Origin of the sequence: uncultured Polaribacter sp., from assembly GCF_947497695.1 — a bacterium.
In the GTDB taxonomy this organism is placed as follows: Bacteria; Bacteroidota; Bacteroidia; order Flavobacteriales; family Flavobacteriaceae; genus Polaribacter.
This window is the reverse complement of sequence record NZ_CANMHM010000006.1, coordinates 95,868-110,428: the sequence shown is the minus strand read 5'-3', so window position 1 is coordinate 110,428 and position 14,561 is coordinate 95,868. Positions and strand designations below refer to the sequence as shown.

General features: G+C 29.6%; 17 protein-coding genes. 12 read left to right on the top strand and 5 right to left on the bottom strand.

The annotated features are described in order from the left end of the window. The first annotated feature begins 174 nt into the window (after positions 1 to 174). Both Q0731_RS08520 and Q0731_RS08515 read left to right on the top strand, forming a co-directional pair. A complete protein-coding gene (locus tag Q0731_RS08520; protein ID WP_299062657.1) occupies positions 175 to 1,245 on the top strand; it encodes a hypothetical protein in 1,071 nt (356 codons plus the stop codon). A 217-nt stretch (positions 1,246 to 1,462) separates the two neighbouring features. Further along, a complete protein-coding gene (locus Q0731_RS08515) occupies positions 1,463 to 1,858 on the top strand; it encodes a hypothetical protein (RefSeq protein ID WP_299062654.1) in 396 nt (131 codons plus the stop codon). Here Q0731_RS08515 and Q0731_RS08510 read toward each other — a convergent pair. Further along, positions 1,855 to 2,133, bottom strand: coding sequence for a rhodanese-like domain-containing protein (locus tag Q0731_RS08510; protein WP_299062651.1), 279 nt, complete (start codon positions 2,131 to 2,133; stop codon positions 1,855 to 1,857). The two genes, Q0731_RS08515 and Q0731_RS08510, sit on opposite strands and share 4 nt — an antisense overlap. Before the next feature lie 309 nt (positions 2,134 to 2,442). Here Q0731_RS08510 and gpmI point away from each other — a divergent pair, with 309 nt between their 5' ends. Genes gpmI through Q0731_RS08480 form a run of 6 tightly spaced genes read left to right on the top strand, consistent with a single transcriptional unit; the run spans position 2,443 to position 6,988 of the window. Further along, a complete protein-coding gene (gpmI, locus tag Q0731_RS08505) occupies positions 2,443 to 3,960 on the top strand; it encodes a 2,3-bisphosphoglycerate-independent phosphoglycerate mutase (RefSeq protein WP_299062648.1) in 1,518 nt (505 codons plus the stop codon). A gap of 11 nt (positions 3,961 to 3,971) precedes the next feature. Continuing rightward, positions 3,972 to 4,496, top strand: a complete 525-nt coding sequence (locus tag Q0731_RS08500) for a thioredoxin family protein (RefSeq protein ID WP_299062645.1) — start codon at positions 3,972 to 3,974, stop codon at positions 4,494 to 4,496. Further along, positions 4,496 to 4,897: a BT0820 family HAD-type phosphatase gene (locus Q0731_RS08495; RefSeq protein ID WP_299062744.1), complete on the top strand. Its 402-nt coding sequence runs from the start codon at positions 4,496 to 4,498 to the stop codon at positions 4,895 to 4,897. The genes Q0731_RS08500 and Q0731_RS08495 overlap by 1 nt, the downstream gene beginning before the upstream one ends. A 57-nt stretch (positions 4,898 to 4,954) precedes the next feature. Next, positions 4,955 to 5,758: a type I methionyl aminopeptidase gene (map, locus tag Q0731_RS08490; protein ID WP_299062641.1), complete on the top strand. Its 804-nt coding sequence runs from the start codon at positions 4,955 to 4,957 to the stop codon at positions 5,756 to 5,758. Between the two features lie 51 nt (positions 5,759 to 5,809). Further along, positions 5,810 to 6,184, top strand: a complete 375-nt coding sequence (locus tag Q0731_RS08485) for a GxxExxY protein (RefSeq protein WP_299062638.1) — start codon at positions 5,810 to 5,812, stop codon at positions 6,182 to 6,184. Positions 6,185 to 6,211: 27 nt separating this feature from the next. Then, on the top strand, positions 6,212 to 6,988 hold the full coding sequence (locus tag Q0731_RS08480; RefSeq protein ID WP_299062636.1) for a class I SAM-dependent methyltransferase: 777 nt from the start codon (positions 6,212 to 6,214) through the stop codon (positions 6,986 to 6,988). A gap of 4 nt (positions 6,989 to 6,992) precedes the next feature. On the opposite strand, the gene Q0731_RS08475 is transcribed toward Q0731_RS08480, so the two are convergent. After that, positions 6,993 to 7,973: an FAD:protein FMN transferase gene (locus Q0731_RS08475; RefSeq protein WP_299062633.1), complete on the bottom strand. Its 981-nt coding sequence runs from the start codon at positions 7,971 to 7,973 to the stop codon at positions 6,993 to 6,995. Positions 7,974 to 8,098: 125 nt separating this feature from the next. Between Q0731_RS08475 and Q0731_RS08470 the strand changes: the two genes are divergently transcribed. Both Q0731_RS08470 and Q0731_RS08465 read left to right on the top strand, forming a co-directional pair. Beyond that, positions 8,099 to 8,947: an OmpA family protein gene (locus tag Q0731_RS08470; protein WP_299062630.1), complete on the top strand. Its 849-nt coding sequence runs from the start codon at positions 8,099 to 8,101 to the stop codon at positions 8,945 to 8,947. A gap of 396 nt (positions 8,948 to 9,343) precedes the next feature. Further along, the gene (locus tag Q0731_RS08465; RefSeq protein WP_299062627.1) at positions 9,344 to 10,141 is read left to right on the top strand and encodes a hypothetical protein; all 798 of its coding nucleotides are present in this window, start codon (positions 9,344 to 9,346) and stop codon (positions 10,139 to 10,141) included. Positions 10,142 to 10,414: 273 nt separating this feature from the next. Here Q0731_RS08465 and Q0731_RS08460 read toward each other — a convergent pair whose 3' ends face one another. From Q0731_RS08460 to Q0731_RS08450, 3 genes are all read right to left on the bottom strand, one after another. Then, positions 10,415 to 10,870: an SMI1/KNR4 family protein gene (locus Q0731_RS08460; RefSeq protein ID WP_299062623.1), complete on the bottom strand. Its 456-nt coding sequence runs from the start codon at positions 10,868 to 10,870 to the stop codon at positions 10,415 to 10,417. Positions 10,871 to 11,068: 198 nt separating this feature from the next. Further along, the gene (locus Q0731_RS08455) at positions 11,069 to 11,434 is read right to left on the bottom strand and encodes a Na(+)-translocating NADH-quinone reductase subunit F (protein WP_299062619.1); all 366 of its coding nucleotides are present in this window, start codon (positions 11,432 to 11,434) and stop codon (positions 11,069 to 11,071) included. Positions 11,435 to 11,518: 84 nt separating this feature from the next. Then, entirely contained in the window at positions 11,519 to 12,877 is a 1,359-nt protein-coding gene (locus Q0731_RS08450; RefSeq protein WP_299062616.1) for a DEAD/DEAH box helicase, read from the bottom strand. Between the two features lie 325 nt (positions 12,878 to 13,202). Between Q0731_RS08450 and Q0731_RS08445 the strand changes: the two genes are divergently transcribed. Further along, a complete protein-coding gene (locus Q0731_RS08445) occupies positions 13,203 to 13,967 on the top strand; it encodes a TatD family hydrolase (protein WP_299062613.1) in 765 nt (254 codons plus the stop codon). Further along, positions 13,967 to 14,461: a methylated-DNA--[protein]-cysteine S-methyltransferase gene (locus tag Q0731_RS08440; RefSeq protein WP_299062609.1), complete on the top strand. Its 495-nt coding sequence runs from the start codon at positions 13,967 to 13,969 to the stop codon at positions 14,459 to 14,461. The genes Q0731_RS08445 and Q0731_RS08440 overlap by 1 nt, the downstream gene beginning before the upstream one ends. The last annotated feature ends 100 nt before the right edge of the window (positions 14,462 to 14,561 follow it).

Sequence of the window (14,561 nt, the reverse complement as noted above, 5' to 3'; positions counted from 1 at the left end):
AATTTTACAATCATTAAAATCATAATAGATCTTATTTATAGAAAATTAAAAAATAAGAAAGCCAAAAGTCTAAAACAATTCTTTATTTTATTTGATAAAAATATACGTGAATTACCCTATTGTTTTCAATTTATGTTTTTAGTAAATTTGAAACATAACCTTAAAACAAAAATTATGAAAAACTTACTTACTTTTTTAATTGCAATTGCAATAACAATTACAGGGAATGCGCAAGATTTGGGAGATGTAAAAATTACCAGTAAAAAATACGGATTAAGCAAAATGAAAAAAGCTTCTAAAAAAATCTACATCAATTCTTTTCACATAGATTTTGAAGTTTATAAAGAGGCCGTTGATTTTAAAGCTGGTGGAGATGGAGGAAGAATATCTGGTAATAAAAGCAGTGCAACTGCAAGAGCTGCTGTGGGCTTAGGTGGAGTTGATGCCAATAAAATACAAGAAAAAACAAACTTACTTTTTAACAATTATGTAAGTAGACTAAAAAAAGAAGGCTATGAAATTATATCTGGAGAAGAAGCTGGAAAAACTAAAACTTTAAGTGGTTGGGAAAAAGCAAGTGGTCCTTATTTAAAAGAAAGTAGAACAGGTATTATTACTTGTGCTCCAGAAAATTACACTTTTTATTATAAAAAAGCAGGTATTTTAGGTTTAGGCGGTTTAGGTGTTCAAGCTAAATTATCTAAAGAATTAGGCGATGTAATAATTGCTGATGTAAATATGCATGTTATGTTTTCTGAAAATGGTAGCGACTTTTTTAGTGCTGGGGGGGCAAAAGTAAAAATCTTAACCAATCTACGTTTAATAGATCAGTACACAGTTACCATACCAAAAAAGTTAAAAAAGAAAAATTCTACTATGGGCAAGTTATTTGGTTCTGTGCAACTAAAAGGTGCAGTAGAAAATTACCCAATAAACTCAATGGTTTCATTTGCTTATGGTAAAACAGGCTTAGGATCTACTGCTCAATTTACAGGAACTCTAAAAGATAATATAGAAATTGAAGGAGTTATGAAAAAAGAAAAAATTGTTGCTTACCAAAAACAGGGTTCTTTTGTACCAACTTCTTTAACAACTTTTTCTGATTATTCAAATGCTTTAGCAGATCGTTTTTCTAAAACTGCAAAATGGATAGAAGTTGATGCTGATAAATATGCTCAAGGGTTTTACAATGCCTGCAATACTTTTTTAAACAAACAATTAGACGAGTTTTTTAGCAAATTATAATTATTTAAAAAAACTTTAGGAAGTAGATACTGTTGGTTAATTTAACCTTAACAGTTATCTACTTTTATATTTTAATAAATAGGAAAAATAACAACAAGTAAATTTATCTAAAAGATAAATTATTAATAAAATTAAAGAAATAAAGAAACAGAAAAAAAGAAATTTAATCTATTTGAAAAAAAACATGTATTTTTATAGGATAAATCCCCCAAAATACATGTTACAAAAAATTGCAATTGGTATCCTTTTTGGAGTTTTAATAGGTATGTTTATAACATCTCTATTTGTTTCTAATGATACAATTCTTATTGAATTGTTTTTAACTAAAATTACTGCAACAAGTATTATTACAGGAGTTTTCTGTGGTGTTTATGCTTATATATCAAAATCTAAATTACAGATATTTTTGGTATCTATAATAATAGGAATCTTCGTTTTTTATGTAAAATACCTTGTTACAGGCCATCATTATGACCCTGTAACTATGGGTGCTTTTGTGGGTGCAATGCTTGGAGGAATCTTTGCAGTTCTCAAAAAAATAATACGTTCAATAAAAATTTATATCAAACTGCAAAGACACCGAAAAAAAGGTTTTAACAACTACGAGATTTAACCTACGTGTTCATCTACATTTTGCCAAGGACCACCATTTATAACATCTACACCATTTTTAGTTAAAAACTGAGTAGCTTGTCCGCTTCTTGCACCACTTCTACAAACAGCAATTACTGGTTTGTTCCAAGATTTTATTTTTTCTATCTCTAAAGGAATTGTTGTTAAAACAATATGTTCTGCTCCTTCAGTGTGCCCTTCATTCCACTCCTCTAGTGTTCTTACATCTAAAACCACTGCTCCTTTAGCTAAATATTCTTTAATTTCTACGCTCATATTTTTTCTTTTAAATATATCAAAAAAACCCATATTATATCTTTAATTTTCTACAAAACTAAACCTTCTTTAACTGGTATTGTGTAGCATTTGTTACACTGTAGTGCTTTTAAAGATGATAAACTTACAGGTTTAATACTATAATTGTCTGCAAATCTAATTGATAAATTATTAATAACAAAAATCAATCTTAAAGAAATACAGTTTTTATAGCAACTTTTAAAATACGTTATCGGTTTCGTGAAAAACTTATAAAATCAATAAAAAACGATAAAATATTGCTTAATTTTACTGCTCAATTTTAAGAAAATGGACAAGAAAGTTATACTGATGATTTTAGACGGATGGGGAATTACACAAGACCCAAAAGTATCCGCTATTTACAATGCAAAAACACCTTTTATTAATGGTTTATATGATAAATACCCTAATGCTCAACTAAGAACAGATGGAGAACATGTAGGTTTGCCAGAAGGACAAATGGGGAATTCTGAAGTTGGTCACATGAATTTGGGTGCTGGTAGAATTGTGTATCAAAATTTAGCAAGAATAAACAAAGCAGTTAAAGAAAATACCTTAGGTAAAGAAAAAGTGTTGTTAGATACTTTTAAATACGCTAAAGAAAATAACAAAGATGTTCATTTATTAGGCTTGGTTTCTAATGGAGGTATTCATGCACACATCAATCACTTAAAAGGCTTGTTAGATGTTGCTACAGAAAATAAAGTAGACAATGTGTATTTACACGCTTTTACAGATGGTAGAGATTGTGACCCTAAATCTGCTCCTTATTTTTTAAATGAGGTTCAAGAACACATGGACAAAAGTACGGGAGAAATTGCAACTGTAACAGGTCGTTATTATGCCATGGATAGAGATAACAGATGGGAACGTGTAAAAGAAGCTTATGATGGTCTTGTTAATGGAATTGGTACAAAAACTACAAATGTTATTGATGCTGTAAAAACGAATTACGAAGCAGGCATTACAGATGAATTTCACAAACCAATTATTGTTACTAATGATGATGGTTCTCCTAAAACCCAAATTAAAGAAGGAGATGTTGTGTTGTTTTTTAACTACAGAACAGATAGAGGAAGAGAATTGACAAGTGCCTTATCTCAAAATGATTTCCCAGAATTTGGGATGAAAAAATTAGACTTGTATTACACTACCATCACTTTATATGATGAAAGTTTTGAAGGAATAAACGTTATTTATAATACAGATAATATTAAAAATACGTTAGGTGAGGTTTTAGCTAACGCAGGTAAAAAACAAATAAGAATTGCCGAAACTGAAAAATATCCACACGTTACATTTTTCTTTTCTGGCGGACAAGAAGCTCCTTTTAAAGGCGAATCTCGTATTTTAAGAAACTCGCCTAAAGTAGCTACTTATGATTTAAAGCCAGAAATGTCTGCTTATGAATTAAAAGATGCTTTGTGTGAAGATTTAGAAAAAGGAGAGGCAGATTTTGTGTGTTTAAACTTTGCAAACGGAGACATGGTTGGCCATACAGGAATAATGGATGCTGCTATAAAAGCTTGTGAAGCTGTAGATATTTGTGCTAAAGAAGTGATAGAAACTGGTATAAAAAATGGGTACTCTATTCTTTTAATTGCAGATCATGGTAATTGTGAAACTATGATGAATCCTGATGGTTCTCCTCACACAGCACATACTACAAACCCTGTTCCTTTTGTTTTAATTGATAAAGAAATCAAAAAAATAAACAGTGGTGTTTTAGGTGATATTGCTCCTACCATTTTAGATTTAATGGGTGTAGCACAACCTAAAGAAATGACGCAACATTCTTTATTGTAACTGTTATAAAAATGAAGTCACTTTTTCTATTTTTACTTATAATTGGGGTATCATCTTGTAATGCCCCAAAAAAAGTGATTTCAGGAAAAAATAAAAAAGGACATTTAATAGGGCTTGCTGATAAACAATCCTTTCAGCAAGCTCCATTTAGGAGTTGGTTTGACACAAATTTTGAAACTTACCAACCTGATAGCTTAACAATCAATACTCTTAAAAAGGAATTAACAGAAATTAAAATTAAAGGTTTTATAGGAACTTGGTGTGGAGACAGCCAAAGAGAAACTCCGCATTTTTACAAAATTTTAGAACAAGCTGATTTTAACTTCAATAATTTAGAGTTGATAGCCGTTAATAAATCAAAAAAAACTCCTAATAACTTACAAAAAGGTTTCCGTATAAAAAGAGTACCTACTTTTATCTTTTTTAAGAATGATAAAGAAATTGGCAGATATGTAGAATTTGCTCGTGAGTCTTTAGAAAAAGATATGCTTAAAATTGTTTCAGGAAAAGTTTATAAACACTCATACCAAAAATGATGATCCCTAAAAACCCATTAATTATTGCTGTAGATTTTGATGGCACTATTGTAGAAGATGCCTATCCAAAAATAGGGAAACCCATGATTTTTGCTTTTGATACGCTAAAAAAACTACAATCTCAAGGACATCGTTTAATATTATGGACCTATAGATGTGGAAATAAATTAGACGAAGCAGTAGCTTTTTGCAAAGAAAACAATTTAGAGTTTTATGCGGTTAATAAAAACTTCCCAGAAGAAGAATATGATGAAAAATACAGCCGTAAAATTCATGCAGATTTATTTATAGACGATAGAAATGTTGGTGGCTTTTTAGGATGGACAGCCATCTATAAAATCCTATTTAATTATGAACCTCCTAAAAAAGAAAAGAAAGGCTTCTTCTCTTTTTTCAAGTAGTAAACTTCTTATTTAATCATCTAAAATGTAGTAACTTTGTTGCTCAATTTTTTTAAGATGATTAAAATAAAAACAAAAGAAGAAATAGAAATTATGCGCGAAAGTGCACTAATTGTTTCTAAAACGTTAGGCATGCTTGCAAAAGAGGTAAAACCTGGTGTTTCTACTTTATATTTAGATAAACTTGCAGAAGACTTTATACGATCTGAAGGTGCAATTCCTGGTTTTTTAGGTTTATATGACTTTCCCAACACACTTTGTATGAGTCCTAATACAGAAGTTGTACATGGTATTCCTAATAAAAAACCTTTAGTAGAAGGAGATATTATTTCTATAGATTGTGGTGCCTTAAAAAATGGTTTTTATGGCGATCATGCCTACACATTTGCTGTGGGAGAAATTGCTGCAGAAACTAAAAAACTTTTAGATGTAACTAGAGCCAGTCTTTATGTTGGTATTCGTGAATTTAAGGCAGGCAATAGAGTTGGTGATGTTGGGTATGCCATTCAGAAATTTACAGAAGATCATGGTTATGGAGTGGTTAGAGAACTGGTTGGTCATGGTTTAGGAAGAAAGATGCATGAAGACCCAGAAATGCCTAATTATGGAAAACGTGGAAGAGGAAAAAAGTTTGCAGAAGGAATGGTGGTTGCCATAGAACCAATGACCAATTTAGGAACACATAAAATTAGACAACATAGCGATGGTTGGACGATTACAACTTTAGACAACAAACCTTCTGCTCATTTTGAACATGATGTTGCAATTGTTAATGGAAAACCAGAGTTACTCTCCACTTTTAAATATGTGCATGATGCTTTGGGGATTGTTACTGATGAAGAGGATGAGTTTCGACAATAAAACATATAAAGACACAGATTTCACTGATTTTCACTGATAAAAACTTTAAAAATGACAGAATTTCTTTACAAAGAAGATACTTTCAAAATAATTGGAATATGTATGGAAGTTCATAATCAATTAGGAAAAGGATTTAGTGAAATTGTTTATGGTGATGCATTAGAAATTGAATTTATTAATAGTAATATTAAATATTCTAGAGAAAAAATGTTTAATATTAGTTACAAAGGAAATATACTTCCTCACAAGTATAAGGCAGACTTTATTATAAATGAAAAGATAATTTTAGAAATAAAAGCAATTCAATCTTTAACATCCTCTCATATAAAACAAACTTTAAATTATTTAGCTGTTTCAAAACTAAAAATAGGTCTACTAATTAATTTTGGCGAAGATAGCTTAAAATACAAACGAGTAATCTTATAGTCTTATCCGTGAAAATCTGTGAAATCTGTGTCCAATAAACTTTTTAAATCCATATTAAACACCATCCCAAGACCTTTATTAATTAAAGCCAGTTACTGGGTTCGTCCAATAATTGCTTGGTATTTAAAAGGCGATAGATTTACAGATCCAATAGATGGCAAAAGTTTTCGTAAATTTTTACCTTATGGTTATGGTAAACAAAGAGAAAATGCACTCTCTCCTTCTACCCTATCTTTAGAGAGACATCGATTAATGTGGCTCTTTTTAAAAGACGAAACTGATTTTTTTACAGCAACCAAAAAACTAAAAACATTACATATTGCACCAGAACAATGTTTTTTAGACCTTTTTAAAAAGCAAAAAAACTTAGATTATATTACATCAGATTTAGAGTCTCCTATTGCTGATGTAAAAGCAGATATTTGTGATTTACCTTTTGATGATAACTCCTTTGACGTTGTGTTTTGCAATCATGTTTTAGAGCATATTACAAATGATACAAAAGCAATGCAAGAGTTGTTTAGAATACTAAAAAAAGGCGGATTTGGTGTTTTTCAAATTCCACAAGACCTATCCAAAGAAAAAACTTTTGAAGATAATTCTATAACAGATCCTAAAGAACGTGCAAAGATATTCGGGCAATATGACCACGTTAGAGTTTATGGACGTGATTATTTTGACAAACTAAGATCTGTTGGCTTTAAAGTTGATGAAATTGATTATACAAAAAAAATATCAGCAGAAAAATTAGAAAGATATTGTTTGATGCCAGGTGAAATATTGCCTGTTTGCTATAAGGAGTAATTTATTATTTATAAGTAGTAAACTCTTCTAAATTCCCAGCATCATTTGTAAAAAGCAAAATTACTTGTAAATCTTTATGTTTTTCTAAAAAAGCTTTGGTTTTTTCTAAACCCATTGCCATAAAAGCTGTTGCAAAAGCATCTACATCTGCACAATCTTTCGCTGCAATTACTGAAGCACTTAACAAATTACTTTCTTTAGCCAAACCTGTTTTAGGGTTTATGGTATGTACAAATTTTTGTCCGTTTTCAGAAACTCTAAACTTTCTGTAATTGCCTGATGTTGCCATCGATTTATTAGATAAATTTATTTTTTTATAGCCATCAGAACCCTCTTTATCAATTGGATCTACTAATAGAATCGTCCAAGGAATATTGTTCTCTTTTACGCCTTTTGTTCTAATTTCTCCACCAATTTCAACCAAATAATTATGAATGTTTTTTTGTTCTAAAAAACGAGCAATCATATCAATTCCAAAACCTTTGGCAGTTGCATTAAAATCTAAATATATTTCAGGGTACTTCTTATCAACTTTATTATTTACAAGCGTTACCTTATCAAAACCAACGTATTGCATTTGATTCTGCACTTCAGAATTCGTTAAATTTTTCTTTTCTCTTTTAGGCCCAAAACCCCAAGCATTTACTAAATTGCCCACAGTTGGATCAAAATATCCATTGGTTTTTTTGTGTATTTTTTTTGATTTTTTAAAAACCTCTAAAAATAAATCATCCACTACTATTGTTGTATCTCCGTTGTTAATTTTTGAAATATCTGAGGTAGTTATATAGGTTGATAATGATTTGTTCATCAAATAAAACAAACTATCTACTGATTTTTGATAATTTTTAGACGTATTTAAATAAGTTATTTTGTAGGTAGTCCCAAATACAAATCCTTTTAAAGTATAATCTTCAACTTTATTGTTCTTTGAACAAGAAACAAAAGCAAACACAATTATGATTAAAAAACTGCTTTTTCTCAAAAAATTAAAATTACGACTCATTTCGCAAAAATAACCTATAAAGTTTTCATAAAATACCATTATACATACTTTTTATTGATACAATTCGTTAAATTTGTAATTGAACTAAATTTAATATTAAAACAATGAAAAAAATATCATTATTATTCTTAGCAACCATTTTAGTAAGTTCTTGTGTTTCTAAAAAAGAGATGATTGCTTTACAAGCAAAACATGACAAAACGAAATCTGAATTAGTAGATGCAAAAGCTAATTTACAAAAATGTTTGATTGAAAAAGAAAAAGATGGATATCAAGCAACTTCTTTAACCGAACAAATTAATGCTTTAAAAGAAGATAAAAAATCTGCGTTAAAACAAGTTGAAAACTTAACCGTTTTAACTCAATCTTCATCAGATAATATTAAAAATGTTATTTCTCAATTAAGTGAAAAAGACAAATATATTAATGGTATTAGAAAAGCAATGACTCAAAAAGACTCATTAAACTTAGCTATTAAATATCACTTAACTAAAAATTTAACAGACGGAATACAAGACAAAGATATTCAAGTAAATGTTGAAAAAACGGTTGTATTTATATCTATTTCTGATAAATTATTATTTAAAAGTGGAAGCTACAATGTAACTGAAAAGGCATACCCAGTTTTAGAAAAAATTGCAAAAGTAATTAACGGACAACCACAAATGGAAGTTATGGTGGAAGGACATACAGATATTAACCCTATTAAAACTGAATTTATACAAGACAACTGGGATTTATCTGCGATGAGAGCAACTTCAATTACAAGGATTTTACAATATAAATATACTGTAGAACCATCTAGATTAATTGCTGCTGGTAGAAGTCAATACGTACCTTTAGTTGCCAATGATTCTCCTGCAAATATGGCAGTAAACAGAAGAACTAAAATTATTATTATGCCTAAATTAAATCAGTTTTTTGATTTATTAGAGCAAGATGCTGCTAAATAATTTTTAAATACATATTTTTTAAAACCATCTCTTTTGAGATGGTTTTTTTGTTTTGTAGAAAGTTATGAAATTTTAATTTTAACGTAACTCTGCAAAATAGATTGCAAAAAATGCTTTAACAAAATTCAATAAAGATGGTTTAAGAATGTTTAATTATCCAAGAAAAAAAATATAGGAAAGTTGTTACTTAGAAAGAGCATCCTTTTTGAATTTGATACACAGTGTTTTATACCACTACAACAATTTACTTTCTCAAAAAAAACGTTAACTTCGTTTAACTTCTGATATAAAACACTTGTGCTGAACTTGATTCAGTATTTAAACTTCTATATCAATATAGTTACTTGAAAGCTGAAAAAACATTAATTAATTAAATTTAAAACTCAAAATTTCAATATGCCAAATTTTAAATTAAATGCAATCTTCTTAATTATAATATTATTCATTTCTTGTTCAAATAAAAATGAACCATCCAGTAATAATACTGAAATAGACGATACAATCAATCAAACAATAAATCCCCTTTTTCCAAATTCGATTGTTTCTACTGAAATAGATTTTATTAGAAAAATGGATGAGGATCTTTTCGAATCTCTTTCATTTATAGGTAGAGAAGACAAGGAAATGCCAGATAGCAGAACAGATATATTGTTTGATACAGACACGTTTATCTTTCAAGTTAATTTTACTGAGGGAAATCCAATTGAAATATGGGCTCATAGTAGTTTTATAACTCAAGAAGCTGCGAAAGAATTTGTTCAGAAAATAGTAAATCGTTTAGGTAAATTACCAGATTTAATAAGGAACAACATATCTCATATTGTATTGCATAAGGGTGATGCAACAGCTTTTGCAGAAGCTGAAGCTAATTTCTTTGTTGTCTATTCAGATAACATAGATGTAAGAATAAGTAATAATGATTTTGAAGAAACTGTTTTTCACGAAAGTGTTCACGCGACCTTAGATGCTATTTTTCTTCAGAATAGTGAATGGATTTTAGCACAACAAAATGATAATTCTTTTATTACTGAATACGCAAAAAATAATTCAACCAAAGAAGATTTAGCAGAAACAGCATTATTTGTATATACACTCAATAAATTTCCAGAGAGGCTTCCTGACAATGTTAGAGCTTGGATGAACTTAAATATATCTAACAGAATCGACTTTATATCAGCAAGTATTTTTAATTGAGCTATAGAAATATAATAAGAATACCATTACACTCAGAAAAGAGTTCAAATATTATATATACTAATTAAAAGCAATCAGAAATCGAATTTATAGTTATATGCTAATCGAAATAAATAAGGGACGATTTTAAAACAATAACGTTTTTATATGTGATTTGTTGCGTGAATTTAGCAACTAATTTACTAAATAATTACTGACCTAGAAAGTTCATGAGAACTTTTGCAAGTAAGCTAAAAAAAGCAATAAATTATATATGTTGTTGTACACAGGTTTTTAATATTCATCTTCCATAGTTTTGTCAATCCAATCTATGAAATTCTTCCATTTGTAATTTGGGTCAGATTCAATTCCGTTTGAGTTATGGTCGAAAATTACAACAGGAAATTCAGATTCAGAACTTCGATTGTCAAAACACCAAAAATCTCCATTATCTTGTCTAAAAGGTGTTAGATATTCAGGGAATTCTAATTCCTTATAATCTTTTAAAACTTCTTCCAAATTCATATAAGGTTCAAGTTCTTTATTGGCAAAACCAAATCCGTCAAAAGCGAAATCTCCAAGTGGAATTTCTCTACAATATTTAAGTTGAAATTCAATAAATGATTCAGGAAATTTACAATTATATTTTGCAATTAATTCATTCAAATCCTTTTCATTCGGTTCAGGACAATTCGTTGGAAATGCTTGTTCTCGTTCAGAATATTTTTCTTTTATATCTTCAAATGTCATTTTTTGGTAATTGTGTAAACTATCATATAATAGTAAAGTTCTTTTAAAAAACAGCCAGCAGGTAACAAAGTATATAAAAAGATCCGCCCATTTTTGGCTATATTTAGAAACTCATTAACCTTCATAAGACATTATCTTGGCTGAAAGGTTACCCCTATAAACACAAACGTACTTTTCATATAGAAGAATGTTAAAAACCTACTCCAAAACCTTCACAAAATCATCAAAAGCAACATAGTAAGGTTGGTCTTTAAAAACAGGGTTTTCTATACTTTGTGCATTAGCCAAACCAACACCAGCAAACCATACTTTGGCATTTTGTTTTTTAGCGTGGTTTTTAAAAGTTTCCATCCAAATAGCATCATATTCAGTTGGTGTTTGAATATTATTACTTGCCTTTACCAAAACAAAAATAGTAGGTTCTCCTTTTTTAAACAATACAAACTGAGGATGTCTTTTTAACTGGCTGTTGATTGCCTGAAACTCATAGCCCATTTTAGTTAGCTTTTTACCAACAATATTCATGGCTAAATTGTGTAATTCTTGTGGGGTTAAAATATGCATTCCTTCTTACTTTTAATATGTAATTGTCAAAGTTATCATTTTTGATTGTAACCTAAAAAATTAAAACTATCAGCTAAAAAAACTTTATTTTTTCTTTTTCTTATTGTGTTTATTGTAATTTTTATCGCCTCTAGTTTTGGGTTTCTTATACTTTGCAGCAATTTCTCTTCTATAAGAACCTCCTTGGTTGGTTTTACTGTTTTTTTCACTCTTTTCATGAAAAGCAGGTCCAGGTACATATTCTAAAGAAGTTCTATTTTTAGAAATCCCTTGATCTTCTCTTGGGCGTTCATCTTCCGTTAACAACTTCGATATTTCAACATCTTCTGGCAACTCTAAAACAGGCACTTTAAAATCCATTAAAGTTTCTATTTGTTCTTTTGCTTCTTGCTCTTTAGGCGTTGAAAAAAGAATTGTTTTTCCTGCTTTCTCTGCACGACCTGTTCTACCAATTCTGTGCATGTAATTTTCAGGAAATTCTGGGGTATCAAAATTAATAACATGACTCACATTATTAAAATCTAAACCACGAGCCATGACATCTGTCGCTAATAAAATTCGGTTTTTACCCTCATCAAATTGTTTGATAGAACGTATTCTATAATTCTGCGTTTTATTAGAGTGTATTACACACATTTCATCATTAAACACCTCTTGTAGATGTTTAAATAACAAATCTGCAGTTCTTTTAAAACCAACAAAAATTAATACTTTATGATAGGTTACTTTATCAGCTAAAAGCTGATGTAACAAATTCACTTTGGTAAAAAAGTTAGGTATGTTGTAAGAAACTTGCTCAATATTATCTAAAGGCGTTCCACTAACTGCAACAGAAATTTTAGTAGGATTTTTAAAAAAATCATATATTAATGCATTTACATCTTCTGTCATCGTAGCAGAAAAAAGTACGTTTTGTCTTCTTTCTGGTATTACATCAAAAATGTTCATCAACTGAAAACGAAACCCTAAATCTAACATCACATCTACTTCATCAATTACTAATTTCTGAATCGATTTTAGCTTTAAAGCATTGCTCAAAGCCAAATCGTATAAACGACCAGGAGTTGCAACAATAATATCTTGCCCTTGTAAAATGGCTTGTTTTTGTGTGTTGATATTTGTACCGCCATAAACACCTAAAACACGTGTATTTATGTATTTAGATAGTTTCTCAATCTCATCAACCACTTGTAAAACCAACTCACGAGTAGGCACTAAAACCAAAACTCTTGGGTGTTTTTGCTTCGAAAACTTTAATTCTTGCAAAATAGGCAACATATAGGCAAAGGTTTTTCCTGTTCCTGTTTGTGCAATACCAACAACATCTTTTCCAGATCTAACTACTGGAAATGCTTGTTCTTGAATTGGTGTTGCATTTACAAAACCCAAATCATCAATTGCATATTGCAATTGCTTAGAAATACCTAAATCTAAAAAAGTCATTCTTAATAATTTTCTGCAAAGATACCATTAATGTTTAGAGTATTGAGTTACTATATTAAGAGTTCAAAAAATGTGTATTTAAATCGAAACATCATCTAATTAACAGATCACAATTACACAAACCTTTTGTCAGTCTGAGCTTGTCGAAGACTTTTTTGTAAATCTTTAAACATCCTTCGACAAGCTCAGGAAAACATTTGTAATTTCCATTGTTATTCTACTTTATAAAATAACATTATTTGGAAAAATTTATATATTGATCGCCCTTCAATTTCTCCAAAAACAAACATATATTCCTTAGTTTTGCACTAGAAATTTAAGCTAAATGATTACAGATACCCATACACATTTATATTCTAGTCAATTTAATGAAGACCAAGCTGCAATGATACAGCGTGCAAAAGACGCTGGCGTTTCACGGTTTTTTATTCCTGCAATAGATGCTTCTTACACAAAAAAAATGATGCAACTTGAAAAAGACTACCCTAAAAATGTTTTTTTAATGATGGGCTTACACCCTACTTCTGTAAAAGAAAATTATTTAGAAGAATTAGCACATGTAAAAGAATGGATTGACAAAAAAGACTTTTATGCCATTGGAGAAATTGGCATGGATTTGTATTGGGACACAACTTTTTTATTTGAGCAGCAAAATGCTTTTAGAACTCAAATACAATGGGCAAAAGAAAAAAAACTACCTATTAATATTCATTGTAGAGATGCTTTTGATGAAATTTTTGAAGTTTTAGAATCTGAAAAAGGAACAGATTTAAGAGGCATTTTTCATTGTTTTACAGGAACTTTGGAGCAGGCTAAAAAAGCAATTTCTTACAATATGAAATTAGGAATTGGTGGTGTTGCTACTTTTAAAAATGGTAAAATTGATAAATTTCTAAATGAAATAGACATCAAACACATTGTTTTAGAAACAGATGCACCTTATTTAGCACCAACTCCTTATAGAGGAAAAAGAAATGAATCTTCTTATATTACTAATGTTATTGACAAATTGGTTGATATTTATGGGGTTTCTTTTAATGAAATTGCCAAAATTACAACTCAGAATTCTAAAGATGTTTTTGGTATTTAATGCAAGAATTACAAACAACATACCACAAAACTCCCATAGGAATTGCAAAAATTACAGGAGATAAAAACGGAATTCAGTCTCTTACTGTTTTAAAGGATGATGCTATTTCTGATGAATTATTAAAAGCATCTACGCCAATTTGCTTGCAAGAATGTGTTGTGCAATTAGAAGAATATTTTAACGGAAAAAGAGCCAGTTTTAATTTAACTGTCAACCCAAAAGGAACAGATTTTCAAATAAAAGTTTGGAAATCACTCTTAAAAATAAAATACGGCAAAACCACTACTTACTTAGCACAAAGTAAAACTTTGGGCGATGTAAAAGCCATTAGAGCAGTTGCTTCTGCCAATGGTAAAAACCCACTTTGGATTATTATTCCTTGCCATAGAGTAATTGGTTCTGATGGTTCTTTAACAGGTTATGCTGGTGGAATTTGGCGTAAAAAATGGTTATTAGTACATGAAAATCCTATGAAACAACAAACGTTGTTTTAATTTTTATGCTTCAAACATTAAAAAACATTTTTTTACGTTAAGATTGTATAGTTTTTTATGATTCAAAGAATTCTCTTTTTCTTTTTGCTTTTTATTGGAT

Bases quoted from the DNA above. Each gene is read 5' to 3' on its own strand.
- Q0731_RS08520 (WP_299062657.1), top strand. From the start codon at position 175: ATGAAAAACTTACTTACTTTTTTAATTGCAATTGCAATAACAATTACA.
- Q0731_RS08515 (WP_299062654.1), top strand. From the start codon at position 1,463: ATGTTACAAAAAATTGCAATTGGTATCCTTTTTGGAGTTTTAATAGGT.
- Q0731_RS08510 (WP_299062651.1), bottom strand. From the start codon at position 2,133: ATGAGCGTAGAAATTAAAGAATATTTAGCTAAAGGAGCAGTGGTTTTA.
- gpmI (WP_299062648.1), top strand. From the start codon at position 2,443: ATGGACAAGAAAGTTATACTGATGATTTTAGACGGATGGGGAATTACA.
- Q0731_RS08500 (WP_299062645.1), top strand. From the start codon at position 3,972: ATGAAGTCACTTTTTCTATTTTTACTTATAATTGGGGTATCATCTTGT.
- Q0731_RS08495 (WP_299062744.1), top strand. From the start codon at position 4,496: ATGATCCCTAAAAACCCATTAATTATTGCTGTAGATTTTGATGGCACT.
- map (WP_299062641.1), top strand. From the start codon at position 4,955: ATGATTAAAATAAAAACAAAAGAAGAAATAGAAATTATGCGCGAAAGT.
- Q0731_RS08485 (WP_299062638.1), top strand. From the start codon at position 5,810: ATGACAGAATTTCTTTACAAAGAAGATACTTTCAAAATAATTGGAATA.
- Q0731_RS08470 (WP_299062630.1), top strand. From the start codon at position 8,099: ATGAAAAAAATATCATTATTATTCTTAGCAACCATTTTAGTAAGTTCT.
- Q0731_RS08465 (WP_299062627.1), top strand. From the start codon at position 9,344: ATGCCAAATTTTAAATTAAATGCAATCTTCTTAATTATAATATTATTC.
- Q0731_RS08460 (WP_299062623.1), bottom strand. From the start codon at position 10,870: ATGACATTTGAAGATATAAAAGAAAAATATTCTGAACGAGAACAAGCA.
- Q0731_RS08455 (WP_299062619.1), bottom strand. From the start codon at position 11,434: ATGCATATTTTAACCCCACAAGAATTACACAATTTAGCCATGAATATT.
- Q0731_RS08450 (WP_299062616.1), bottom strand. From the start codon at position 12,877: ATGACTTTTTTAGATTTAGGTATTTCTAAGCAATTGCAATATGCAATT.
- Q0731_RS08445 (WP_299062613.1), top strand. From the start codon at position 13,203: ATGATTACAGATACCCATACACATTTATATTCTAGTCAATTTAATGAA.
- Q0731_RS08440 (WP_299062609.1), top strand. From the start codon at position 13,967: ATGCAAGAATTACAAACAACATACCACAAAACTCCCATAGGAATTGCA.